This is a genomic window from Brevundimonas sp. KH_025 (assembly GCF_057839885.1).
Map to the genome: position 1 here is coordinate 2,323,489 of NZ_CM174501.1, position 21,911 is coordinate 2,345,399.

Genomic DNA, 21,911 nt, shown 5'->3' on the forward strand with positions numbered 1-21,911 from the left:
AAAACTCCCTGTCGAGAACTGGAACGCCGCCCGGATCAGTTTCCGTCGCGAGCTGATCCCAGCACGCGCGGCAGCGCCTCTTCGAAGGCCCGCCGCGCCCGCAGGCGCAGGTCGATCAACCGCGCCTTCAGCGTCTCGAAGTCCGGCGCGCCCACCGTGGCCGCCAACCGCTGCTGGAAGCCCGAAGGTTCCGCGTCCGGGTCGCCCTTGCCGTCGAAGGCGCAGGCCATCAACTGCCCCAGCTGCTGATGCGTCCGCCAGCTGTCGGCCAGGATGGGATCGTCCTTCAGCGCCTCCAGCGTCGAAACCGTCAGCGGCGCGCCCGCCGCCGCTGCGCACAGCTGGCGGTACTGGGCTGTGAACTCGGCGTCCACCTGCGCCCCCGCCGACAGCTTAAGGTCCCAGAAGCCCTTGGGACGCCGCTCGCGGTCCATCAGGTCGCGCATGGCGCGCACGTCCTGCGCCACGTCCACGTCGGGGCGCGGCCGCCGCAGCGCCGCCTCCAGCGCCGCCTCCAGCGTCGCCTCGACCCGCGCGCCGAAGTCCGCGTCGCTGGCCCAGACCAGCCGCGCGCGCGTCAGGGCCATGAACTCCCAGGTCTCGGCCTCCTCGGCGTAGTATTCCTCCAGCGCCTCCAGCCGCACCGACACCGGCCCCTTGGACCCGGTGGGGCGCAGCCGCATGTCCACCTCGTACAGCCCGCCCTCGGCCGTGTGCGCCGACAAGGCGGCGATGAACCGCTGGGTGAAGCGGCCGTAGAAGAGGTCCGCGCTCCACCCCTTGGCCGCCGAGGTGGCCTCGGGCGGCGCCGCATAGACGGTCATCAGGTCCAGATCCGAGCCCGCCGTCATCTCGCGCGACCCGGCCTTGCCCAGGGCCACCACGGCGACCGCGCCGGCAAACGCCCCGCCCATTCGTTCCGCTTCGGCCAGCGCCGCCGGCGCCAGCGCCCGCATGCAGGCGTCGGCCAGGGCCGTATTGGCCCGCCCCGCCGTCTCGGCGTCGGCGCGTCCCGTGATGACATGCATGCCGATGCGGAAGACCTGTTCGCGGTGCACCCGCCGCACCACGTTCATGGCGCTCTCGAAGTCATCCGCCTCCCCCGCCTCGCGGATGACCTGTTCGGTCAGGCCGGTCTCGGCGCTGAGGTTGATCAGGAAGCGCGCGTCCAGCACCCCGTCCAGCGCCTGCGGCTGCCGCCCCAGCGCCCGCGCCAGTCGCGGCGCAAAGGCCATGACCCCGACCACCAGATCGAACAGCTTGGGCTGGTTCAGGAACAGGGCCTGGACCTGCACCCCGGCGCTCAGGCCGGAAAAGAAGACCGCGAAACGCCGGAACGCCGCATCCGGCGCCCCCGTCCTGGCCACGGCCGTCAGCAGTTGCGGGGCCAGCCGCGTGAACAGCTCGCGCCCCCGCGCCGTCCGCGTCGCCTGAATGCGCCCGTGGTGCCAGCTGCGGATGGTGTCCGACACCGTCGCTGGCTCGGAAAAGCCCATCCGGCTCAGGGTCTCCAGCGTGCCCGGATCATTCTCGACCCCGGTGAAGACCAGGCTGCCATAGGGCGACGACAGCTCCTCTCCCCCCTCGAACAGCTCGCCGTAGCGCCGGTTGACCCCGACCAGCACGATCTCGACCCCGCCATCGAAGACCGCCAGATCGCCCTCGCCCGCCAAGGCCGCCACGTCGGCCCGGCGCTCGGGATCAAGCGGCAGGACATGGCTCTGCTCGTCGGCCAGCATCTGCACCCGATGCTCCAGGCCCCGCAGCGTCCCATAGGCCGCCGCCAGTTCGTCGCGCGCCTCGACCGCCACATGGCCGCGCTCGGTCAGGGCGTCCAGCGCCTCCAGCGTGCGCGACGAGCGCAGCCCCTTGTCGCGCCCGCCCAGGATCAATTGCTGGGTCTGGACGTAGAATTCGATCTCGCGGATGCCGCCGCGACCCAGCTTCAGATTGGCACCCGCCGCGTCCAGCCCCTCGCCGGTCTTGTGGACGTGGATCTGCTTCTTGATCGACTGGATGTCGAGCACGGCCTGATAGTCCAGGCTGCGGCGCCAGATGTAGGGGACCAGGGCCGTCAGGAAGTCGGCGCCCTCGGCCGCGTCCCCGGCGCAGACCCGCGCCTTGATGAAGGCCGCCCGCTCCCAGTTCTGGCCGACGGATTCGTAGTAGGCCAGGGCCATCGGCGCCGCGACCACCGGCGGGGTCGAGGACGGATCGGGCCGCAGCCGCAGATCCACCCGGAAGACATAGCCGTCCGCCGTCCGCTCGCTCAGCAGACTGGCCAGACCCTGCGCCAGCCGGTTGACGAAGCTCTGCGCCTCCACCCCCTCGGCCAGGGCGCCCTCCAGCGCCTCCGGCTCGAAGAAGAGCGACAGGTCGATGTCCGAGGAATAGTTCAGCTCGAACGCCCCGCCCTTGCCCATGGCCAGGATGAACAGGCCGGGCACCGAACCGCGGGGATCGTCGGCGGCCGAGGTCAGCTTGCCGCGCCGCCTCTGGTCATGCGCCACGCAGCGCAGCGCCGCCTGGGCCGAGGCGTCGGCGAAGCGCGACAGGGCGCCCGTCACCTGATCCAGACCCCAGACCCCGCCGAGGTCCGACAGGGCCGTCAGCAGATGCAGTTCGGCCTTCAGATGCCGCAGCGGCGCCTTGGCCTCGTCGGCCGGGCCGTCGATCGCATCGGTCGCGGCCAGAATGTCGGCCAGCCGCGTCTCGGGCGCCGTCTCCAGGATTTGCCGCAGCCGCTCGGGCCAGCGCCGCGCCAGCCCGGCCAGATAGGGCGAGGCCGCGAACACCGGCTCCAGCGCTTCCCAGGCGCGGTCCAGCGTCTTCCACCAATCCCGGTCGTCGATCGCCTCGACCAGACGCTCATGGATGCGCCTCGCCGCCTCGGCGTCGCGCACCGGCCCGCACGGCCGCAGCCTCGGCCCCAAAACCTCGCTCATCAGTTCGCCGTCCCGCCCGCCGGCGGCAGGACCAGCGCCACGCGCAGACCCGGCCCCTGCCCGCCATAGGCGCCCGGCCCCTCGTCCAGTTGCACCCGCCCGCCGTGGGCCTCGGCCACCGCCGTCACCAGCGACAGGCCCAGGCCCGAACCCGGTTCGGTGCGGCTGTTGTCCAGCCGGACGAAGCGCTGCAGCACCCGGTCGCGGTCGTCGTCCGGCACGCCCGGCCCGGTGTCGGTGACGGAAAACTCAATCTCGCCCGAGGACCGCCGCCGCGCCCGCAGCTTCACCGCCCCGCCCGACGGCGTGTACTTGACGGCGTTGTCGATGATGTTGGCCAGCGCTTGCGCCAGGAAGGGCTGGTTGCCCTCGATCATCAGGCCGCGTTCGATCTCGGCCGAGAACTCCAGCCCCTTGTCCTCGCTGGCCGGCTCGTAAAGCTCGGCCATGTCGGTCGCCAGTTCGGCGGCGTCGAACACCCTGGGATCGGGCGCCCCGCCGGCCTGCAGCCGGGCGATGGCCAGCACCGTATTGAAGGTCTTCAAGAGGGCGTCGGCCTCGTCCAACGCGATGCCCAGGGCGTCCACGCCCGACACCTTGCCCGCCTCGGCGTCGATCAGCGCCACCTCCAGCTTGGCCCGCATCCGGGTCAGGGGCGAGCGCAGGTCGTGGGCGATGGCGTCCCCGGCGTGACGGATCGAGGCCATCGAGGCCTCCAGCCGGTCCAGCATGGCGTTCAACCCCTGGCCCAGTTCGTCCAGTTCGTCGCCGGAATGGGTGACGGGCGCGCGGACCTTCAAGTCGCCCTCCTGCACCGCCGAGACCACGCGGTTCAGCCCGCCCATCGACTTCTCGACCCGCCGGCTGATCCACAGACCGCCGCCGACACCCAGCACCAGAACCATGACCATGGCCCCCCACAGGGCCTGGGTCAGGCGCGACAGATAGGCTTCGATGTCGCCCACGTCCTCGCCGACGAACAGGTGCTCGCCCCCCGACAGGGCGGTGTCGATGCCGATGGACTGGCGCTTGCGCACCCGCCCGTCCTCATCGGTGTCGGTCAGGCGGAAGGTCTCCCACTCGCCCGTCGCTACGCCCTCGGGCACGTCGGTGATGTTGGCGGTGACGATCTTTCCGCCCGCGTCCTTCAGCACATAGAGGTGGGGCCCGCCGCGAATGGCGCGCTCCACCAGGGCCTGGTTCAGCGCGTCCTTGCCGCGTGTGCGATAGACGGCGGTCAGGGCGTCCACCTCGGCCTTGACGCTGGCCTCGGCCCGCGCCCGCGCCTCGGACGCGGACGCCACATAGACATAGGCCAGCACCGCGCTGGCCGTCGTCACGAACAGCGCCAGAAACAGCAGCGTCAGCCGAAACGGCGTCCGCCTGAAAAGCGAGGGCAGTTTCATGCCGGGGCCTTAGGCCTCCAGCCGATACCCCGCGCCGCGCACGGTCTGCAGCATGGCCTTGTCGAAGCCCTTGTCGATCTTGGAGCGCAGGCGGCTGATGTGGACGTCGATGACGTTGGTCTGGGGGTCGAAGTGGTATTCCCAAACCTTCTCCAGCAGCATGGTGCGCGTCACCGACTGGCCGGCGTGGCGCATCAGGAACTCCAGCAGCTGGAACTCGCGCGGCTGCAGGTCGATCTCGGTCGTGCCGCGATGCACGGTGCGGCCGATCAGGTTCATCTCCAGATCGCCGACCTTGAGTACGGTCTGCACCCCGCCGGTCTCGCGACGGCGCGCCAGGGCCTCGACCCGGGCGATCAGTTCGGCGAAGGCGTAGGGCTTGACCAGATAGTCGTCGGCGCCGGCCTTCAGGCCGGTGACCCGGTCCTCGACCTCGCCGAGGGCCGACAGGAACAGGACCGGCGTCTGATCGCCGCCCTTCCTCACCGTCTCGACCATGCCGACGCCGTCCAGACGCGGCATCATGCGGTCCACGACATAGACGTCGTAGCCGCCCTTCTGCGACTCCAGCAGGCCAAAGGCGCCGTCCACGGCGTGCGTCACCTCATGCCCGGCCTCGGACAGGCCTCGCACCATCGCAGTCGCCGCCTCAGCGTCGTCCTCGACCACCAGAATACGCATGGACCCCTCCAGAAACAGATTCGGCGGCGATGTTAGCGCATCGCCGCCGATCTCGTGAGTTACGCCTTATTCAGGCTTGGCGAAGGGCAGAACGATCGGTGTGTTGCCGGCCGAAGTCCGCACCATCAGCAGAACGCCGGCACGATCGGCGGACTTCACGCGCTGAACGATGTCCTGCAGTTCCTTGACCGACGTCACCCGACGTCCGTCCGCCTGCAAGATGACCATGCCCGGCTGGAAGCCCAGTCGTCCGGCCCGCGACTGCTGGGCGACAGCGGTGACGACCAGGCCCTGCTGATCGTCGGCCAGATCATAGCGGCTGCGCAACGCCGCGCTGATCGGCGCCACCGTCAGCCCCTCCACCGCTTCGCCCACCGCAGCGGGCGCATTGGGCGCCTCGGCCTCGGGATCTTGCCCCGCTTCGGGCGCGCCGAGATTGGCAGGGCGTGTGCCCGCCCGGACGTTGACCGTCTGGCGACGACCTTCACGCAGCAGTTCCAGCCTCAGGGTCTCGCCCGGCTGCACCGCGCCCACCGCACGGGTCAATTCGTTGCTGCCCCGGATGGCACGGCCGTCGATGGACACCACGACGTCGCTCGGCTGAAGCCCGGCGATTGCGCCCGGCGATCCCTTGGTGACATCCGTGATAAAGGCGCCCTTGGTCGCCTCGGGCAGTCCCAGGCTCTCGCGATACTCGGGCGTCAAATTGCCGATGGTGACGCCCAGATAGCCGCGCTCGATCGTCTCACCGCGCATCAGGCGGTCCGTCGTGGCCTTGGCGATGCCCGCCGGAATGGCGAAGCCGATGCCGACCGACCCGCCCGTCGGCGAGAAGATCGCCGAGTTCACGCCGATGACCCGACCATAGATGTCGAAGGTCGGCCCGCCCGAGTTGCCCCGGTTGATGGCGGCGTCGATCTGGATGAAGTCGGTATAGGGGTTCTCGTTGCCGCCGATGTCCCGGGCCTTGGCCGAGACGATGCCGGCCGTGGCGGTGCCGCCCAGGCCGAAGGGGTTGCCCACGGCGATGACCCAGTCGCCGACGCGCGGCTCAGCCTTGTCCTCGAACGAGACGAAGGGGAAGTCGCCGCCGTCCACCTTGATGACGGCCAGATCGGTCAGCGGATCGCGGCCGATCAGGCGCGCGGTCAGTTCACGCTCGTCGCTCAGGCGAACGGTGATCTCTTCGGCGTTCTCGACGACGTGGTTGTTGGTGACGATGTAGCCGTCCGCCGAGATGAAGAAGCCCGAACCGGCGCCGAGCGCCGTGGTCGAGTTCTCGTCCTCGCCCTCTTCGCCAGAACCGCCGCGCGGCTGGATCGGCACGGCGCCGAGGCCGGGAATCTGGATGGTCGGGCCGCTGGCGCGCGGCACCCGCGTCTTGACGTCGATCTGCACCACGGCGGGGGCGACCTGCTGGAAGATGTCGGCGAAGCTGAGCGGCGCGCCCCGCGGCGGGGCGAAGGCGGCCCCCCCGGCCCCGGCGGAGGGGACCAGCTGTCCCGCCTGGGCGGCGGGGGCGGCCTGGGCGCCCGGCCAGCTGATGACCCCGCCCGCCGTCGCGGCGGCGGCGAAGGTCAGGCCGACGGCGGCCCCCAGAATGAACTCCTTGCGCTTCAGCATCGTCGTCCTTGCAGTCCTGTAAGCCGGAGCTCCAAAAGCTCCGTTCGCCCATGGATATAGGGCGTCATGGCCGAAGCCAATGCACGCCCTCGCGATGGTTGACCGCGATCAGCGTTCCCCGTGAGGCGCGGGTGCGTCAGGATCGGGGCGAAAGGCTCTCGGTTTCGTCAGGATCGCCCGTCAGCTCGGCCAGCGCCCGTTCTTCTTCCGCCGTCAGAGGCAGCGCCTCGACGCGGCGACGACGCGCCCGCCAGACGAACAAAACCCCCGCACCCAGCACCAAAGCAAACGGCCCGAACCACAAAAGCCAGGTCCCCGTCCGCACCGGCGGCTGGAACAGCACATAGTCGCCGTAGCGCCGCACCAGGTCCTGACGCACGGCCTCATCGCTCTTGCCCGCCGCGATCTCCTCGCGGACCAGACGGCGCATGTCGGCGGCGATGCCCGCCGGGCTGTCGGCGATGGATTCGTGCTGACAGACGACGCAGCGGATGTCGCCGAACAGGGCCCGCGCCCGCGCCTCCTGCGCCGCGTCGGGCAGGGGGCGGTCCGGCGGAGGCGGCGGTTCGGCCATCGCGGCGCCCGCCATCAAAGCCAAAGCCCCGGTCAGTGCCGCCAACCACCTCACGCCTTGGCCTCCACGGTCTTGCGACGCGATCCCGCCCCGACCCGCAGCCGCCGGTCCAGCAGGGACAGCACCCCGCCCAGGGCCATGACAGCCGGGCCGAGGAAGATCAGCCGCGCCCACGGATTGTAATAGACCCGCACGGTCCACGCCTGCTCGCCGCTGTCGACCCGAGCCCGCTCGCCCATGACCACATAGACGTCGTCCAGCCCGCGGAAGTCGAGACCGACCTCGGTCGTCGTCTGCCCGCCCGCCGGGAAGAACCGCCGCTCGGCGGTGACGACGCGCTCGACCGCATCGCCTTCAACCGGGGCGACGGTCAGCCGGCCCTGCTCGGCCAGATAGTTCGGCCCCTCGATCACCTCGACGGCGTCCAACCTGACCCGCCAGGGCCCCGACGAGACCACGCCGCCGAGGGGCACAGCCGCCGCCGCCTCGGCCTTGAAGCTGGTCTCGACCACGGCCCCCAGGATGAAGACGCCCAGACCTGCGTGGGCCAGCGTCATGCCCCAGGCGCCCAGCGGCAGCCCCTTGGCGCGGCGTAGGGTCTCGCCCAACGGCGCGCGGAACGCCTTGGTCCGCGTCGCCACCTCGGCCAGCGCGCCCAGAATCAGCCAGGCCCCCACGCCCAGACCCGCCGCCGCCAGCGCCTTCTTCGGCTCGAACAGCGCGAAGGCCGCAAACGCCGCGACCAGGGCCAGACCCGCCGCCAGCCACAAACGCTGCAAGGCCCCCTTCAGATCGCCGCGCTTCCACGCCAGCAGCGGCCCGGCGGGCAGGATCAGACAGGCCACCAGCAGCAGCGGCACAAAGGTCGCGTTGAAATAGGGCGGCCCCACCGAAATGGTCGCCCCTGAAATCCCCTCGAGGATCAGCGGATAGAGCGTCCCCAAGAGCACCGTCGCCGCCGCCGCCGTCAGGAACAGGTTGTTCAGCACCAGCGCGCCCTCGCGGCTGATCGGCGCAAAGGCCGCGCCCGACCGGATCGCCGGCGCCCTGAACGCAAACAGGATGAAGGCCGCCCCCGCCGCTACGCCCAGAATGGCCAGCAGCATCATCCCCCGCTCGGGATCGACGGCGAAGGCGTGGACGCTGGTCAGCACGCCCGAGCGCACCAGAAACGCCCCCAGCATGGAGAAGGTGAAGGCCAGGATGGCCAGAAACACCGTCCACCCCGCCAGCGCCCCGCGCCGTTCCGTGACGATGGCCGAGTGCAGCAGGGCCGCCCCCGCCAGCCACGGCATGAAGGAGGCGTTCTCGACCGGGTCCCAGAACCACCAGCCGCCCCAGCCCAGCTCGTAATAGGCCCAGAAGGACCCCAGCAGGATGCCGACGGTCAGAAACGCCCAGGACGCCAGCGCCCACGGCCGCACCCAGCGGCCCCAGGCGGGATCGACCCGCTTCTCGATCAGGGCGGCGACCGCCAGCGAGAAACAGACCGAAAACCCGACATAGCCCGCGTAGAGCAGCGGCGGATGGAAGGCGAGCGCCGGGTCCTGCAGCAAGGGGTTCAGCGACGCGCCCTGCACCGGGGCCGGGTCCAGACGCGCAAACGGGTTGGAGGTGAAGACGGCGAAGGCCAGGAACATGGTCGACAGCGCGCCCTGCACCGCCACGCTTGAGGTCTTCAGCCCGAACGGCAGGCCGCGCGCCAGGGCCAGCGCCCCGCCGAAGCCGGTCATGACCAGGCACCACAGCACCAGCGAACCCTCATGGCTGCCCCAGGCGGCGGCGACCTTGTAGAGCATGGGCTTGTCGGTGTGGCTGTTCAGAGCCACGTTCGACACCGAGAAATCCGACACTGCGAAAGCGAAGATCAGGGCCGCAAAGGCCAGCCCCGTCGCCGCCGCCGAGGCCAGCAGCGCCCCGCCCCCGGCCCCCGCCAGCACCGGGCTGAGCCGCAGCCGCCCCGCCGTGGCCAGCAATGTGGTCAGCGCCGCCAGAACCAGCGCCAAAATCAGCGCGAACGCCCCCAGTTCGACGATCACAGGCTGCGGCTCATGTCTGCGGACGGGGCTGCGGGCGCTTCACCCGTCTCGGGTCGCCACTCGCCCTTTTCCTTCAGGCGGTCGGCGACTTCGCGCGGCATATAGGTCTCGTCGTGCTTGGCCAGCACCTGACTGGCTTCAAAAGTCCGGTCGGGGCGGAACGACCCTTGCGCCACGATGCCCTGCCCCTCGCGGAACAGGTCCGGCAGGTCGCCGTGATAGCTGACCTTCGAGGTCCCCACATTGTCGGTGACGACGAAGACCACCGTCCCGTCCGCGCCCTTGACCACGCTTCCGGCCTCGACCAGTCCGCCCAGGCGGATCACCCGGCCCGTCGGCGCATTGGCCTCGGTCGCTTCGGACGGCGAGAAGAAGTAGGTGACATTGTCCTTCATCGCCCACAGCGACAGGCCGACCGCCAGCGCCAGCACGGGCGCCGCGGCGGCCACGATCCACAGGCGACGCCGCGCCTTGGGCGATTTGGGAAGCCAGCTCATGTCAGGACATCACAGATAGGTTGCAGCAACGCGGGCTCATCCGGCCCCGCCCAGTCTTTTTTGCAGGTCGGCCCGGCGCGGATCGCTCGGCTCCAGCGCCGCGATCAGCGGGCCCCAGGCCGCCGCCGCTCCGGCCTTGTCGCCGCGCTTCAGCGCCGCCTCGCCCAGGAAATAGCGCGCGCCCAACTGGTCCGGGTCGCGCTTCAAGGCCTCGCGGAAAGCCGCCTCGGCGTCGCCGCCGACCGCGCCCTCGTTGGCCCGCACCAGGCTTTCGCCCAGCCGCGCCCAGCTCTGAGCGTCGTCCGGCTGAATCGCCAGCGCCCGGCGGAAGGCCGAGGCCGCGCCGATGGGATCGCCCGCCTCGAACCGGGCCGCGCCCAGCAGGGTCAGGGCCTGATGGTCGTCGGGCCGATCCTTGACGATGCGGCCGATCACGGCGGCGGCCTGGGCCGGCTCCAGCGTCTCGGGCGAGGCCGCCCAGTCGCGCACCCGCGTCTCATAGGCCTGATCCGCCATGCCCGGCGCGCCGAGGCCCAGATAGAGCGCCAGCGACGCCGCCGCCGACAGGCCGATCCCGCCCAGAACCCAGACCCGGTCCTTCGACCCCGCCTCGGGCGCTCGCGCATCGCGGCGCGCCGCCAGCAGCCGCCGTCCGGCCTCGGCCCGCGCGGCGGTCCAGCCCGCCTCGTCCAGCAGGCCGCGCGTCTTCAGCCGGTCCAGTTCGGCCAGTTCGCGTCCGGCGGCGTCGCGATCCACCACGCCTTCCGCGTCCGCGCCGCGCCGCGCCCCGGCCAGCACCAGCAGCCCGGCCAGGGCCGTGGCCAGTCCCGTCATGATCCAGAAGATCGTCATGCCCGCCGCTCTAGCGGATCAGGCGACCTGACGCGAGGCTCGCGAGGTCGCACCGGACGGGGAAACGCCCGACGTCGCCACGCTGGGGGCCGTTCCCGCGACCGTCAGCCGCCGCCGCACCGTCCGCGCCGCCTCCTTGGCCCCGATCAGGCCCAGCAGTTCGGCGGTCAGGCCGATGCGCTTGCGTGCAATGGCCTCGTCCGGCGCTTCGCCGTCGTTCAGCCGCTCGATCGCCTCGTCGGCCCAGGTCGCCAGCTTGCCGGTCAGGCCCTCCGCCGTCTGCCGCCGCTCGGCCTCGCAGCCGAACACCGTGGCCGGGCCGCGCACCAGTCCGATCACCGCCGCCAGAGCCTTGGCCCTGCCCGCCGCCTGGGCGTCCACCGCCTCATCCAGACGCGGCGCGGGGCGCGTCATCCGCCCGGCCATGGTCGTGCGCTCGACCGGCAGCACCTTGCCCGTCGCCTTCTCGGCGGCGCTGAACAGTTCGGACAGCCTGAGCGCGATTTTCAGCCGCGCCTGCCGCACCGCCTTGCCCCAGGCGCTGTCGGCCCGCAGCGGCAGGGTCATGTCGATCTCGGCCAGGGTCTCGGCGCACCACTCCAGATCGGCCTTCAGCAGGGCCGCGTCCGCCCCCGGCGCCGTGGGGTCGAACGCCGCCGCCTCGGCCGCGCGATGGGCCAGGGCCGTCACCACCCGGTCGACGAAGACGGCCAGCTCGCTCTCGCCCACCACGGTCTCGCGCCCGGCGGCGGGCGTGGCCTGGGCCACCAGCCGCAGCATCATCCGCGCGTCCGACAGATGGGCGAAGAAGATCTCCATCAGCCGCGCCGCCCCGTCCGGCGCGATCGAGGCCGCCTGCCGCAGCGCCAGCTTCAGCTCCGCCGTCGCCTCCGGCCCCGGCCGTCCCAGCCAGGTCTCCAGGAAGGTCAGGCTGCGTCGCGCCAGCCCCGCCAGGTCGAAACAGGCGGCCAGTTCCGCCACCTGCGCCGTCGTCGCGCCCGGCCACAGGGCCTCGCCCTGATCCCGCACCGCCGAGGCTGCGCTCAGGCACAGCCGGTCGGCCACCATGCGCGACAGTTCGTCGTCGCGATCCAGTTGCGGCAGCAGTTCCGGCTCGTTGCGCGTGGCCAGCCGCCACAGCCGCGTCGGCACGGCCGCCGGGAAGCTCAGCCCCTCCAGCCCGTCCTCGCGTCGCCGGAACAACGGCGTCAGCGGCCCGAACGCCGCGTCGCGCCGTCGCCGGTCCAGAACCTCGGCCTCGACCATGTCGCGCAGCGCCCACGCCCGATCCCCCGTCATCGCCGCCGCCAGCTCTTCCAGCTGGGCCAACAGGCGATCCGGGCAAGCGGCGATCAGCTGGGCCAGGGCGGCCCTTTGCGCGACCGACAGGTCCGCCATCCATGCTCCTCCGGCCGAACCGAATCCCGGCCACAGGGCCGAGGGTGCGCCCTTCGGGTTAACAGGGCCTTTTGGGGCGGGACGAACCCCCGATGAGACCCCATGCGGACAGTCAGACCACCATGCGGTCGATCAGGGGGCGGGACTTGAGGGAGAGGATCGCGCGATTTATTCCGTCGAACACGGGGCCGGCGTCCGCCTCCATTTCGGCGTAGGCGCGGTCGAACTCCCCGTCCAGGCCATCGAGCAACGCCAGTTGTTGGCGCCCCCTGTCGGTAATCTCGATCAGGTTGACGCGCTGGTCGTCGGGATCGGGCCGGCGACTGACCAGGCCCAGCGCCAGCAGCTTCGGCATCTTCTGTTGAATGAGCTGATGTGACCGGTCCAGCGCCCGCACGAGATCGGCGACCGAGACCGGACCGAGCGTCGCGATGGCGCCCAGCAGGGACGACGACTTCACCGGAATGACGATGCCCGCGCGCTTGAACACCTCGGCCGACTGCTGCTCGATCAGTTCGCTCAACTGCTCGCTGAGGCGGCCCAGGAAGGTGCGATTCAACTCGATCATTCGCCCGACAACTCCTCAATCCAGGCGACGATAGGTTTCCGCCTCGCCGGACTTCTCCACGCGCTGCAGGCCCGCGACAGCGCCGTTCACACGCACCAGCTGGAACCGGTAGTCGTCCGTTCCCTGGACCGCAAACAGATCCTTGCCGATCGGGTCCAGAGCCAGAACGAAACGACCGCGCCAGTGGTAGGCGATGCCCGTCGGGGTGCGAACCAGGGTTCGTCCTTCGTAGGCCCCGACCGCCTCATCCAGGTCCGCGGCGCTCGGAGCCTGACCGGCGATGGCCAATTCTATCGGAACCAGGGCCCATTTGGCCTCCGCATCACCCGCATCCGCCCGGCGCTTCAACAGGAATTTCTGCGCCGCCAGCAGGGCGTCAGAGGCCGGCACGACAATATCCGGGGTCACGCCGACGCCCTCGAAATCCTTCCCGTCGATCGGATCCCGGATCTGACCGAACGGCACCTGCAGCATGAACCGATCGTCGATCGGCACGCGAGTGACGGGATGCGCGCCCCCGGCGGTCCGTTCCCCGATCACGGTCGCCCGGCCGAGCCGTTGCAGCGAAAACGCCATCCATTCGGCTGCGGAAAAGGACGTCGATCCGGTCAGGACCACGACGGGAATGTCCCCCGAACGCTGGCCGGACACGGCGGGCAGGCTCCACTGGCTCCGCGCCACCTGAACCCCCTTGTCGTTGTAGTTGTAGTCGAAGAATTCCTGATCCTTGCCCGCTGGATAGAGGTGGCTCATCAGGAACTGCGCCATCTCCAGCACGCCGCCGTTGTTGTAACGCAGGTCGAAGATCAGCCCCTTGGCGCCTTCGGCGAAACGCATGGCCCCTGCCGCTGTCTCCTGGGCGTATTGCGGGTCGGCGAAGAAGTCGAACCGGACATAGGCCAGATCCCCGTCCAGCCGACGCGCGTCACGAAAACCGAAATTGGCCCCGCGCTCCCGGTCGCGCTGCGCCTGGGTGCTGGTCTCGCCGCCCGCCTTCGCCCGGCGGTCAGCGGCGACCTCCTCGGGATCGAAGACGACCGAGAAATGCAGGTCCTCGCTCGCCTTGACCAGGCCCTGGGCCAGGCTTTCGGCGAACGGCTCGGCTTCGATCGGCCCGGACTGGACCCGCCGGTCCAGCTCAGCCGATATGGCCGGGATGCGGTCAGGAAAGACGTAGTTCTGCTGCAGCGCCGTCTTGAGGTCGGAAACGACTTCTCGCTGCGCCTTTTGATCCAGGGTCTGCGCCGCGACCGATGCCGGGGCCAGCACAGCGACAGCCAACAGCGAGATAAAAGCTCGAGACAACATCACTGATCCATTCTGAAATATATTGCGCAATATATTGCAGTAAATCGTCGCGTCAATCGCAGGCGTCCGAGCAGGCTTGGCATTTTCGGTCGGGGATCAAAGCCCCCTCAAGCCTCCGCCGCGGGCAGCTCCAGCAGCACCTTCAGCCCGCCCATGTCGCTGTCGGCCAGCGTCACCCGGCCGCCGTAGGCGCGGGTCAGGTCCTCGACGATGGACAGACCCAGGCCGGTGCCCGGCGTGTCCTCGTCCATCCGCGTGCCGCGTTTCAGGGCGGCGTCGCGCTGATCGGCGGGCAGGCCGGGGCCGTCGTCCTCGACCACCACCACCATCTGGCCGGGCACCGAGGCGCCGGCCGAAATCCGCACCCGTCGCCGGCACCACTTGGCGGCGTTCTCGATCAGGTTGCCGAAGATCTCCTGCAGGTCCTGACGTTCGCCCAGGAAGGCCAGATCGTCGGGCGCGCGCCAGTCGATCTCGACCCCCTTGGTCTCGAACACTCGCTCCAGCATGACGGCCAGTTCGTCCAGCACCTCGCCCACCGGGGTGCGTTCGCCCAGGCCGTGGGCGGCGCGGGCGGCGGCGCGGGCGCGGCGCAGGTGGTGATCGACCTGATCCTGCATCACCTTGGTCTGCTTGCGCACCATGTCGGGCAGGAGGCCCTGGTCGCTTCCCGCCTCGGCCAGCATGACCGCCAGCGGCGTCTTCAGCGCATGGGCCAGGTTGCCGACATGGGTGCGCTGGCGCTCCACCGTCTCCTGATTGTGGGTCAACAGGCGGTTGACCTGTTCGGCCAGGGGTTGGATCTCGACCGGATAGACGCCCTCGATGCGGTGCGAGCTACCTTTGCGCACATCTGAAATTTCATCGCGCAGGTCGAACAGGGGGCGCAGGCCCACCCGCACCTGGATGAAGACCGCCGTGACCAGACCGGCCCCCAGCAGCAGCATGGCCACCCAGGTCACGGTGGCGAACTGGCGCGTGTCGGCGTCGATGTCGGAACGGTCCACCCCGGCGAAGAAGACCACCGGCGCTGTCCGTCCCGGCAGCTGCTTCATGCTGGCGGCGATGCGCAGGGGCTCGCCCTTGGGGCCGTCCTCGGCGTTGTAGCTGATGGTCTGGCCGAAGGCGGCCCTCAGCCGGTCATCCAGATCCGGCGCATATTCCAGATCGGCCCGTCCCAGCGAGGCCGAGCGCGCCACGACCTGCAGCTGCCCGCCCGGCCCCTGCTCGGCCACCATCCAGTATTTGCCGGACAGCAGGCGCTGGGTGCGCGCGTCCTGAATCTCGCCGACGAAGATCTCGCCCTCGGGGGTGATGGTCGCGGCGACCACCGCCTCGTCGATGGTGTCGCCCAGCAGGTTGCCCAGCCGCCGCAGCGCCGACTCCTGAAACACCGAGGTCAGCACCGCGCCCGTGACCAGCAGGGCCACCAGAATCCACGCCGCAGCCAGCCAGATCAGCCGCCGCGTCAGCGACCGGCCGGGCCGCCCGAACCAGCGGCCCCATTCCTGCTTCTGCGGGGTCGAGGGCGCGTCCTCGCCGGCCTCGGTCATGTCCCGATCAGGCCGCGTCGCTCTCGCCGGCCAGCGGCGACAGGCGATACCCCAGGCCGCGCACCGTCTCGATCCGGTCCGAGCCGATCTTCTTCCTCAAGCGACCGACGAAGACCTCGATGGTGTTGGAATCCCGGTCGAAGTCCTGATCATACAGATGCTCGACCAGTTCAGTGCGGCTGATGACCCGGCCCTGATGCATCATCATGTAGTGCAGCAGCCGGTATTCCAGGCTGGTCAGGCGCAGCGGCTCGCCGTTCACCGTCGCCCGCGCCGCGCGCGGATCCAGGCGCAGGCCGCCGCAGGTCAGGGTCGCCGCCGCATGGCCGGCCGAGCGGCGCAGCAGGGCGCGCAGACGCGCCAGCAGTTCTTCGGTGTGGAAGGGCTTGGTCAGATAGTCGTCGGCCCCGGCGTCAAAGCCCGCCACCTTGTCCGACCAGGCGCCGCGCGCCGTCAGGATCAGCACCGGCGTGGTCTTGCCCTCGCGGCGCCAGCGCTCCAGCACCGACACCCCGTCGATCTTGGGCAGACCCAGATCCAGCACCACCACGTCATAGGGTTCGGTGTCGCCCAGGAACCAGGCTTCCTCGCCGTCCGGGGCGTGGTCGACGGCGTAGCCGGCGTCGGCGAGCGCGGTCTTCAGCTGGCGCGACAGATCGACGTCGTCCTCGACAAGCAGCACCCGCATTCAGTCGTCTCCGCGAACCCGGCCGGACTGGCCGTCAACCTGTATGTCCGACACGCGCCCGCCCGGATATTCCCAACGCACCACATAGTCGCTGCCGCGCTGGCTGACGCCCAGCATCCGGCCGGGACGGCCCGACTGGACACGACGGGCGATGTCGCCGGGATCCGCCCTCGGCGAGGACTGGGGCGCCGAGCGCGGCGCGTCGCGGAAGCCCTGGCCGGGATAGTTGCGGGGCTGCTCGCGAGGATCATCGTCGCGATCCCGGTCGCGGCCGCGCGATTGAGCCGCCGCGTCCGTCAGGGGAACGAGGGCGATCAGGCCGGCCAGCAGGAGGGCTCGAATACGCATCATGGGTTGTCTTCTAGACAGGGGCCTCTGAACAGGGGCTGAACGCGCAGTCTACCGCTGTTCACCCGCACAAGGAACGCGCACGGGCGGATTCTCCGTCGCTGTCGCCCATTCGCCCCACAGGCGCCCCGCAGGCGGGCGCGAAGGCGAAGATGACGAACTTCTCATGCTGATGAACCCTGTCTGAAACGCGCCGTTCAGGCGCGGCTCAGCCGCCGGGTGGTCTTCTGGCCTCAACGCAGCCGATCCGGTTGCGACGATCCGAAGGAGCAAGACCATGAAGACGCTGCTGATCCCCGCCCTGGCCGTCGCTGTCGCCTCGGCCGCCCTGCCCGCCGCCGCTCAAAGCTATGATCGCCACGGCCCCTCGCGCGGCCACGGCTACGAACGCGGCTACGAACAGGATTATCGCGGCTGGAACTCGATCACCCAGCGCAAGCACAACCTGGACCGTCGCATCGACCGCGGCGTCGAGAACCGCCAGCTCAGCTATCGCGAGGCTTCGCGTCTGAAGGACGAGTTGGACAGCCTGGTCCGTCTGGAGCGCCACTATATGCGCGGCGGCCTGACCCGCTGGGAACGCCAGGATCTGGACCGCCGCTACGACCGCCTGTCGGACAAGGTCCGCTACGAACGTCGCGATCACGACGACCGTCGCTGGTGACGGCTGACCGAAACGGGGCCTCGTCCCTCCCTGTCTGAGGCCCTGCCGAGGGGCGCGATCCGCAAGGGTCGCGCCCTTTTCGTTATCCGCATTGTCATCCCGGAAGCCCGCAGGGCTATCCGGGACCGCAAGAAACGCCGCGTCTTTGGCGGTCCCGGTTCTTCGCTACGCTTCGGCCGGGATGACGCTGGGCATTATGCCGGCTCGACCACCGTGATCTCCGGCCAGCGCCCGCGCGCATTGGCGATGACCTTGTCCCAGCCCTTGGCCAGACCCCGCGTGGGATTGGGCCGGATGGTCAGGTCGAACACGTCCTCCAGCCCAAACGGCGCCACCACGCTGATCGCATCGTCCGCCTCCAGCCGCACCCCCACGGCGAAGGCCGGCGCCACGAACCGCGCCGGCGCCTCGTCGGTGCAGGTCAGGGCCTCATAGGGCTCGCCGAACCTGCCTTCGAACCAGAGGTGCACCCGCGCCTGGTTGCGCACCTCGACCCGCTCGCGCACCGGTTCGTCGAAGGCGGCGGCCACCCGCTTGATGACCACGTCCTCAGCGTCCCACGAGGTGTCGGCATCGAAATAGCCGATGTCGTAGTCCTTGATCCCATAGCCCGTCGCCCGCCCCGTCTGGGCGTTCCACACCGCCTGATAGACCGCCCCCGAAAACAGCCGCCAGTCCGGCAGATCCAGCCCCCGCATCACGCTCAGGACGTGCATCAGGCCTGCGTCGGCGCGAACGATCTCGGTCAGTCGGGTTTCCAGGGTCATGGGGGCGTCTGTGAGGGCGATTCCGAAAGCCCGAAAACCAAAATCTCCGTCATCCCGGCCGTAGCGGAGCGAAGAGCCGGGACCGCCCCAAACGCTGCGCTTCTCGCGGTCTCGGATAGCCCTGCGGGCTTCCGGGATGACGCGGATATCAGCCCCGCAGCGGCCAGCCGTGATCCAGCGGCCCGTGCCCCTGGCCCAGGCCCGGCGCGCGACGGATTGCCTCGGCGACATAGGCCCAGGCCTCGGCTGCGGCCGTCTGCAGCGGCAGCCCCCTGGCGATCCCGGCGGCGCACGCACTTGCAAGGGTGCAGCCCGTGCCGTGGGTGTGGCGAGTGTCGATCCGCTCGCTCTCCAGCACCGTCTCGCCCTCAGGCGTCAGCAGCAGGTCGATCACCGTCGCGCCCGGCACGTGCCCGCCCTTCATCAGCACCGCCCGCGCCCCCATCTCCAGCAGGGCCTCGCCCGCCCGGCGCTGGCCGTCCAGATCGGCCACCGCGATCCCGGTCAGAGCCTCGGCCTCGGGCGCATTGGGGGTCAGCAGGGCTGCGCGCGGCACCATCAGCCGCTTCACCGCCTCGACGGCGCGATCCTCCAGCAGGGGCTCGCCGCCCTTGGCGATCATCACCGGATCCACCACCGTCGGCACGTTTCCGGCATAGTCGATCAGGCCCGCGACCGCCTCGACCACCTCGACCGAGCCCAGCATCCCGGTCTTCAGCGCATCGGCGCCGATGTCGTCCAGCACCGCCCTGGCCTGGGCCTCGATCACGTCGATCGGCAGGGGATAGACCCCGTGAACCCCCAGGGTGTTCTGGATGGTGACGGCCGTGATCGCCGTGGCGGCGAACCCGCCCAGCATCGTCACCGCCTTGATGTCGGCCTGAATGCCAGCCCCGCCGCCGGAATCCGACCCGGCGAGTATCAAGACCCGTCCTTTGGACTCGCCCATCAGTGCGCTCCCGAAAACAGCTTCAGTCCGACAATGCCCGAAACGATCAGCAGGATGCATACCGCCCGCACCGCCGTCGCCGGCTCGCCATAGACGACGACGCCCACCACGGCCGCGCCCACGGCGCCGATGCCGGTCCACACCGCATAGGCCGTGCCCACCGGCAGCCTCTGCGTCGCGATCCACAGACCGACCATGCTGGCGACCAGGGCCACGACCACGCCCAGCGACAACAACGGCCGCTGCACGCCGACATATTTGATGCCCGAGGCCCACATGACCTCAAACAGGCCCGCCACCACGAGCACCAACCACGGATTGAAAGACATCAGCCAGGACATGGCCGCTGCATGACCCAGCCGCCGCATCGGGGCAACCGCTTTCCCCGCCGCCCACGGACGGAACGACAAAAGGGCTGAGGCATTTCGACGTTCGGTCGCGCGATACCCGCCGACCGTTCTGGGAGGGACCATGCGTCATTCTGCTATCATCGTCGCCGCCGCCGGCAGCCTTGCCCTGGCCGCCTGCTCGCCGCCCGCGGCCGACAAGAGCGCCGCCGAAAAGGCCCCCGCCGCGACCGCCGCAGCCGGATCGACCCACACCGCCGAGCAGACCCGCAATCTGGCCAATTTCGACGACCTGGATTTCAACGTCTACAGCGGCCAGAAGTGGGACGAAATCGGCCGCAGCCACGCCGAGAACATCGTGGTTCACTACCCCGACGGCTCCACCAGCACCGGGATCGCGGCCCATCTGGAGATGCTGAAGCCGCAGTTCGTCTTCGCCCCCGACACTCGGATCAAGGAGCATCCGATCAAGCTGGCGGACGGCGAATTCACGGCGGTTCAGGGGATCATGGAAGGCACCTTCACCCAGCCGATGGACATCGGCGGCGGCAAGGTCATCCCGCCGACCGGCAAGGCCTTCCGTCTGCCCATGCTGACCGTCGGCCGCTGGGAAAACGGCGTCATGGTCGAGGAATGGCTCTACTGGGACAACCAGGCCTTCATGAAACAGGTCGGGATCGCGCCCTAACGGCCGCCTGCAGCTTCAACGCCTGCACCGTCTCGCGCACGTCGTGGACGCGGACCATCCGCGCGCCGCGACGTGCGCCTTCCAGCGCCAGGGCCAGCGAGCCGCCCAGCCGGTCGGTCGCCGCGACGGCGGTTTCATCCACGCCCTGGACGACCCGCTTGCGGCTGGCGGCGTAGAGCACCGGGAAGCCCAGCTCGACCAGGGCCTCCAGCCGCGCCGTCAGCGTCAGATTGTGGTCCGTCGTCTTGGCGAAGCCGATGCCGGGGTCCAGCCAGATCTTCTCGCGCGCCACCCCCGCCGCCAGCGCCGCCTCGGCCCGCGCCGCCAGATGGGCGACGACTTCGCCGACCACGTCGTCATAGCGCGGGTCGTCCTGCATGGTCTTGGGCGCCCCCTTCATGTGCATCAGCACCACCGCGCAGCCCAGCTCAGCGGCGGTCGCCAGACTGTCGGGATCATGGCTCAGCGCCGTCACGTCGTTCCACATGCTTGCCCCCGCCGCCACAGCCGCCCGCGCCACGCCCGGCTTCATCGTGTCGATGCTGATCACCCCGTCCCAGCGCGCCCGCAGCGCCGTGATCAGCGGCAGGGTGCGCGCGATCTCCTGATCCTCGCTGACCGGCTCGGACCCCGGCCGCGTGCTCTCGCCGCCGATGTCCAGAACCTCCGCCCCCTGTTCGATCAGCCACAGCGCATGGGCCAGCGCCGTCTCCTGCGTCGCCAGTCGCCCGCCGTCGGAGAAACTGTCGGGCGTCACATTGACGATACCCATGACCAGCGGCGGCTTCACGAGGGATTGGCTCATGCGACAAGAACTCCCGGGGCGCCGGTTTGACTTTCCGCGCGCTGAGGCTCAGCCTCTAGCCACTATGGAACGTTTCGTCAGCCAGGCTCGACGCCTCACCCACGCGGGTCGCCGCGTCGAAGGCCTTTAACCCGTAGCGGCCAGCTTGCGCTGTCGTCCGCTACGGGGCGCGTCGCTTCGCATTCTTCCCTAGTTCCCCAACATCAGGATCGCGCACGCCGCTCGTCGGCCGTCCGCGAACACGCCTGCCATGACTCCACCTCAAGACGATCCCGGCGCGCCCGTTCGCGGCGCCGACATCCTGCCCTTCCGGCGTCCCGACACGTCGCCCGCTCCGACGCCTGCGCCGCCCGCTGACGACAGCGACGACGACGGCCCCTCGGCCGCCTGACCCCTCTTCTTTCCCTACATCGAGAACCGACATGACCACCGCCAAGACCCGCGGCCGCCCTCCGGCCCTGCCCGCCATCGTCCTCAGCCGCCAGGACTTCGACGCCCTCGACCGCCTCGTCGGCGACCTGCCCGGCTCCGGCCCCGCCGGTCTGCTGCAACAGGAGCTGGACCGCGCCGAGGTGTGCGACGACGCCGACCTGCCGCATGACGTGGTGACGCTGAACCGCTGGCTCCACTACGCCGACGACCGCCACCCCGAGGTGCGCCGCGTCCAGCTGGTCCTGCCGCGCGAGGCCGACATCGACGCCGGCCGCGTCTCCATCCTGTCGCATGTCGGCGCCGGCCTGATCGGCCTGAAGGAAGGCCAGTCCATCCTCTGGCCCGACCCGTCGGGCGAAACCCGCAAGCTGACGCCGATCCTGATCGAGGACCTCGACCCTATCGAGTCCGCCGCCCACTGAAAGGCGCTGCGCTGGCGCTGATCTTTCCTCCCCATTTCATGGGGAGGAAAGCCCTCGCTACTTCCGCCCGATCAACCCGCCCAAGGCGTCCAGATAGGCCGCGAACGCCGTCCGCCCCTCGGGCGTGATGGCGACGCGGGTCAGCGGCTTGTTCTTCACGAAGCTCTTGCTGATGGCGACATAGCCCGCCTCTTCCAGCTTCTTCAGGTGGACCGACAGGTTCCCCTGGGTCGCCTCCAGCACGGTCTTCAGTTCGGTGAAGTCCGCCGCCTCGGCATCGGCCAGATAGACCATGATCCCCAGCCGCATGCGGCCGTGGATGACCTCGTCGATCCGTCCGAAGTCAGCCAGCCCCAT

The 21,911-nt window shown here is 69.9% G+C and carries 23 protein-coding genes; 4 read left to right on the forward strand and 19 right to left on the reverse strand.

Translation table 11 applies throughout. From position 1 onward, the window contains the following. Positions 1 to 35 precede the first annotated feature (35 nt). From AC3IS2_RS11545 to AC3IS2_RS11610, 14 genes are all read right to left on the reverse strand, one after another. Positions 36 to 2,945 (reverse strand): bifunctional [glutamine synthetase] adenylyltransferase/[glutamine synthetase]-adenylyl-L-tyrosine phosphorylase, encoded by a 2,910-nt coding sequence (locus AC3IS2_RS11545; RefSeq protein WP_489197927.1) that lies wholly within the window; start codon positions 2,943 to 2,945, stop codon positions 36 to 38. After that, positions 2,945 to 4,351: a sensor histidine kinase gene (locus AC3IS2_RS11550; protein WP_489197928.1), complete on the reverse strand. Its 1,407-nt coding sequence runs from the start codon at positions 4,349 to 4,351 to the stop codon at positions 2,945 to 2,947. The genes AC3IS2_RS11545 and AC3IS2_RS11550 overlap by 1 nt, the downstream gene beginning before the upstream one ends. Before the next feature lie 9 nt (positions 4,352 to 4,360). After that, entirely contained in the window at positions 4,361 to 5,032 is a 672-nt protein-coding gene (locus tag AC3IS2_RS11555; protein ID WP_248117903.1) for a response regulator transcription factor, read from the reverse strand. A 66-nt stretch (positions 5,033 to 5,098) separates the two neighbouring features. Continuing rightward, the gene (locus AC3IS2_RS11560; protein ID WP_489197929.1) at positions 5,099 to 6,655 is read right to left on the reverse strand and encodes a Do family serine endopeptidase; all 1,557 of its coding nucleotides are present in this window, start codon (positions 6,653 to 6,655) and stop codon (positions 5,099 to 5,101) included. Positions 6,656 to 6,791: 136 nt separating this feature from the next. Beyond that, a complete protein-coding gene (locus AC3IS2_RS11565; protein ID WP_489197930.1) occupies positions 6,792 to 7,229 on the reverse strand; it encodes a cytochrome c-type biogenesis protein in 438 nt (145 codons plus the stop codon). Between the two features lie 50 nt (positions 7,230 to 7,279). Continuing rightward, positions 7,280 to 9,268, reverse strand: coding sequence for a heme lyase CcmF/NrfE family subunit (locus tag AC3IS2_RS11570; RefSeq protein ID WP_489197931.1), 1,989 nt, complete (start codon positions 9,266 to 9,268; stop codon positions 7,280 to 7,282). Beyond that, a complete protein-coding gene (gene ccmE / locus AC3IS2_RS11575; RefSeq protein ID WP_489197932.1) occupies positions 9,265 to 9,765 on the reverse strand; it encodes a cytochrome c maturation protein CcmE in 501 nt (166 codons plus the stop codon). Before ccmE ends, AC3IS2_RS11570 begins: the two co-directional genes overlap by 4 nt. Positions 9,766 to 9,801: 36 nt before the next feature. Then, complete coding sequence (gene ccmI, locus AC3IS2_RS11580; RefSeq protein WP_489197933.1) at positions 9,802 to 10,617, reverse strand: c-type cytochrome biogenesis protein CcmI; 816 nt, start codon at positions 10,615 to 10,617, stop codon at positions 9,802 to 9,804. An 18-nt stretch (positions 10,618 to 10,635) separates the two neighbouring features. Continuing rightward, a complete protein-coding gene (locus tag AC3IS2_RS11585) occupies positions 10,636 to 12,015 on the reverse strand; it encodes a hypothetical protein (RefSeq protein ID WP_489197934.1) in 1,380 nt (459 codons plus the stop codon). A 112-nt stretch (positions 12,016 to 12,127) separates the two neighbouring features. Then, positions 12,128 to 12,583 carry a MarR family winged helix-turn-helix transcriptional regulator gene (locus AC3IS2_RS11590; RefSeq protein WP_489197935.1) on the reverse strand — a complete coding sequence of 152 codons (456 nt, stop codon included), beginning with the start codon at positions 12,581 to 12,583 and terminating at the stop codon, positions 12,128 to 12,130. 15 nt (positions 12,584 to 12,598) lie between these two features. Further along, positions 12,599 to 13,888, reverse strand: coding sequence for a S41 family peptidase (locus AC3IS2_RS11595; RefSeq protein WP_489197936.1), 1,290 nt, complete (start codon positions 13,886 to 13,888; stop codon positions 12,599 to 12,601). A gap of 110 nt (positions 13,889 to 13,998) precedes the next feature. Continuing rightward, positions 13,999 to 15,444, reverse strand: a complete 1,446-nt coding sequence (locus tag AC3IS2_RS11600; protein WP_489197937.1) for a sensor histidine kinase — start codon at positions 15,442 to 15,444, stop codon at positions 13,999 to 14,001. Positions 15,445 to 15,451: 7 nt separating this feature from the next. After that, positions 15,452 to 16,132 (reverse strand): response regulator transcription factor, encoded by a 681-nt coding sequence (locus tag AC3IS2_RS11605; RefSeq protein WP_296177883.1) that lies wholly within the window; start codon positions 16,130 to 16,132, stop codon positions 15,452 to 15,454. Then, a complete protein-coding gene (locus AC3IS2_RS11610) occupies positions 16,133 to 16,483 on the reverse strand; it encodes a hypothetical protein (RefSeq protein ID WP_489197938.1) in 351 nt (116 codons plus the stop codon). A 274-nt stretch (positions 16,484 to 16,757) separates the two neighbouring features. Here AC3IS2_RS11610 and AC3IS2_RS11615 point away from each other — a divergent pair, with 274 nt between their 5' ends. Then, positions 16,758 to 17,144 carry a hypothetical protein gene (locus AC3IS2_RS11615; RefSeq protein ID WP_489197939.1) on the forward strand — a complete coding sequence of 129 codons (387 nt, stop codon included), beginning with the start codon at positions 16,758 to 16,760 and terminating at the stop codon, positions 17,142 to 17,144. Between the two features lie 194 nt (positions 17,145 to 17,338). Here AC3IS2_RS11615 and AC3IS2_RS11620 read toward each other — a convergent pair whose 3' ends face one another. From AC3IS2_RS11620 to AC3IS2_RS11630, 3 genes are all read right to left on the reverse strand, one after another. Beyond that, on the reverse strand, positions 17,339 to 17,911 hold the full coding sequence (locus tag AC3IS2_RS11620; protein ID WP_489197940.1) for a nucleotidyltransferase family protein: 573 nt from the start codon (positions 17,909 to 17,911) through the stop codon (positions 17,339 to 17,341). A gap of 148 nt (positions 17,912 to 18,059) precedes the next feature. Further along, positions 18,060 to 18,860, reverse strand: coding sequence for a bifunctional hydroxymethylpyrimidine kinase/phosphomethylpyrimidine kinase (thiD, locus tag AC3IS2_RS11625; RefSeq protein ID WP_489197941.1), 801 nt, complete (start codon positions 18,858 to 18,860; stop codon positions 18,060 to 18,062). Further along, on the reverse strand, positions 18,860 to 19,201 hold the full coding sequence (locus AC3IS2_RS11630; protein WP_489197942.1) for a DMT family transporter: 342 nt from the start codon (positions 19,199 to 19,201) through the stop codon (positions 18,860 to 18,862). The genes thiD and AC3IS2_RS11630 overlap by 1 nt, the downstream gene beginning before the upstream one ends. A 130-nt stretch (positions 19,202 to 19,331) precedes the next feature. Here AC3IS2_RS11630 and AC3IS2_RS11635 point away from each other — a divergent pair, with 130 nt between their 5' ends. After that, entirely contained in the window at positions 19,332 to 19,895 is a 564-nt protein-coding gene (locus AC3IS2_RS11635; RefSeq protein ID WP_489197943.1) for an ester cyclase, read from the forward strand. On the opposite strand, the gene folP is transcribed toward AC3IS2_RS11635, so the two are convergent. After that, complete coding sequence (folP, locus tag AC3IS2_RS11640; protein WP_489197944.1) at positions 19,867 to 20,700, reverse strand: dihydropteroate synthase; 834 nt, start codon at positions 20,698 to 20,700, stop codon at positions 19,867 to 19,869. The genes AC3IS2_RS11635 and folP overlap by 29 nt on opposite strands. Positions 20,701 to 20,950: 250 nt before the next feature. Between folP and AC3IS2_RS11645 the strand changes: the two genes are divergently transcribed. Then, positions 20,951 to 21,091, forward strand: coding sequence for a hypothetical protein (locus tag AC3IS2_RS11645; RefSeq protein ID WP_489197945.1), 141 nt, complete (start codon positions 20,951 to 20,953; stop codon positions 21,089 to 21,091). A gap of 31 nt (positions 21,092 to 21,122) precedes the next feature. Next, complete coding sequence (locus AC3IS2_RS11650) at positions 21,123 to 21,554, forward strand: GreA/GreB family elongation factor (RefSeq protein ID WP_489197946.1); 432 nt, start codon at positions 21,123 to 21,125, stop codon at positions 21,552 to 21,554. Positions 21,555 to 21,611: 57 nt separating this feature from the next. Here the strand turns inward: AC3IS2_RS11650 and AC3IS2_RS11655 are convergent, their stop codons facing one another. After that, on the reverse strand, positions 21,612 to 21,911 hold the full coding sequence (locus AC3IS2_RS11655) for a winged helix-turn-helix domain-containing protein (protein ID WP_489197947.1): 300 nt from the start codon (positions 21,909 to 21,911) through the stop codon (positions 21,612 to 21,614).

Excerpts from the sequence above, each read along its gene's own strand:
- AC3IS2_RS11545 (WP_489197927.1), bottom strand. The coding sequence starts at position 2,945 with ATGAGCGAGGTTTTGGGGCCGAGGCTGCGGCCGTGCGGGCCGGTGCGC.
- AC3IS2_RS11550 (WP_489197928.1), bottom strand. The coding sequence starts at position 4,351 with ATGAAACTGCCCTCGCTTTTCAGGCGGACGCCGTTTCGGCTGACGCTG.
- AC3IS2_RS11555 (WP_248117903.1), bottom strand. The coding sequence starts at position 5,032 with ATGCGTATTCTGGTGGTCGAGGACGACGCTGAGGCGGCGACTGCGATG.
- AC3IS2_RS11560 (WP_489197929.1), bottom strand. The coding sequence starts at position 6,655 with ATGCTGAAGCGCAAGGAGTTCATTCTGGGGGCCGCCGTCGGCCTGACC.
- AC3IS2_RS11565 (WP_489197930.1), bottom strand. The coding sequence starts at position 7,229 with ATGGCCGAACCGCCGCCTCCGCCGGACCGCCCCCTGCCCGACGCGGCG.
- ccmE (WP_489197932.1), bottom strand. The coding sequence starts at position 9,765 with ATGAGCTGGCTTCCCAAATCGCCCAAGGCGCGGCGTCGCCTGTGGATC.
- ccmI (WP_489197933.1), bottom strand. The coding sequence starts at position 10,617 with ATGACGATCTTCTGGATCATGACGGGACTGGCCACGGCCCTGGCCGGG.
- AC3IS2_RS11585 (WP_489197934.1), bottom strand. The coding sequence starts at position 12,015 with ATGGCGGACCTGTCGGTCGCGCAAAGGGCCGCCCTGGCCCAGCTGATC.
- AC3IS2_RS11590 (WP_489197935.1), bottom strand. The coding sequence starts at position 12,583 with ATGATCGAGTTGAATCGCACCTTCCTGGGCCGCCTCAGCGAGCAGTTG.
- AC3IS2_RS11600 (WP_489197937.1), bottom strand. The coding sequence starts at position 15,444 with ATGACCGAGGCCGGCGAGGACGCGCCCTCGACCCCGCAGAAGCAGGAA.
- AC3IS2_RS11605 (WP_296177883.1), bottom strand. The coding sequence starts at position 16,132 with ATGCGGGTGCTGCTTGTCGAGGACGACGTCGATCTGTCGCGCCAGCTG.
- AC3IS2_RS11610 (WP_489197938.1), bottom strand. The coding sequence starts at position 16,483 with ATGATGCGTATTCGAGCCCTCCTGCTGGCCGGCCTGATCGCCCTCGTT.
- AC3IS2_RS11615 (WP_489197939.1), top strand. The coding sequence starts at position 16,758 with ATGAAGACGCTGCTGATCCCCGCCCTGGCCGTCGCTGTCGCCTCGGCC.
- AC3IS2_RS11620 (WP_489197940.1), bottom strand. The coding sequence starts at position 17,911 with ATGACCCTGGAAACCCGACTGACCGAGATCGTTCGCGCCGACGCAGGC.
- thiD (WP_489197941.1), bottom strand. The coding sequence starts at position 18,860 with ATGGGCGAGTCCAAAGGACGGGTCTTGATACTCGCCGGGTCGGATTCC.
- AC3IS2_RS11630 (WP_489197942.1), bottom strand. The coding sequence starts at position 19,201 with ATGTCCTGGCTGATGTCTTTCAATCCGTGGTTGGTGCTCGTGGTGGCG.
- AC3IS2_RS11635 (WP_489197943.1), top strand. The coding sequence starts at position 19,332 with ATGCGTCATTCTGCTATCATCGTCGCCGCCGCCGGCAGCCTTGCCCTG.
- folP (WP_489197944.1), bottom strand. The coding sequence starts at position 20,700 with ATGAGCCAATCCCTCGTGAAGCCGCCGCTGGTCATGGGTATCGTCAAT.
- AC3IS2_RS11645 (WP_489197945.1), top strand. The coding sequence starts at position 20,951 with ATGACTCCACCTCAAGACGATCCCGGCGCGCCCGTTCGCGGCGCCGAC.
- AC3IS2_RS11650 (WP_489197946.1), top strand. The coding sequence starts at position 21,123 with ATGACCACCGCCAAGACCCGCGGCCGCCCTCCGGCCCTGCCCGCCATC.
- AC3IS2_RS11655 (WP_489197947.1), bottom strand. The coding sequence starts at position 21,911 with ATGGGGCTGGCTGACTTCGGACGGATCGACGAGGTCATCCACGGCCGC.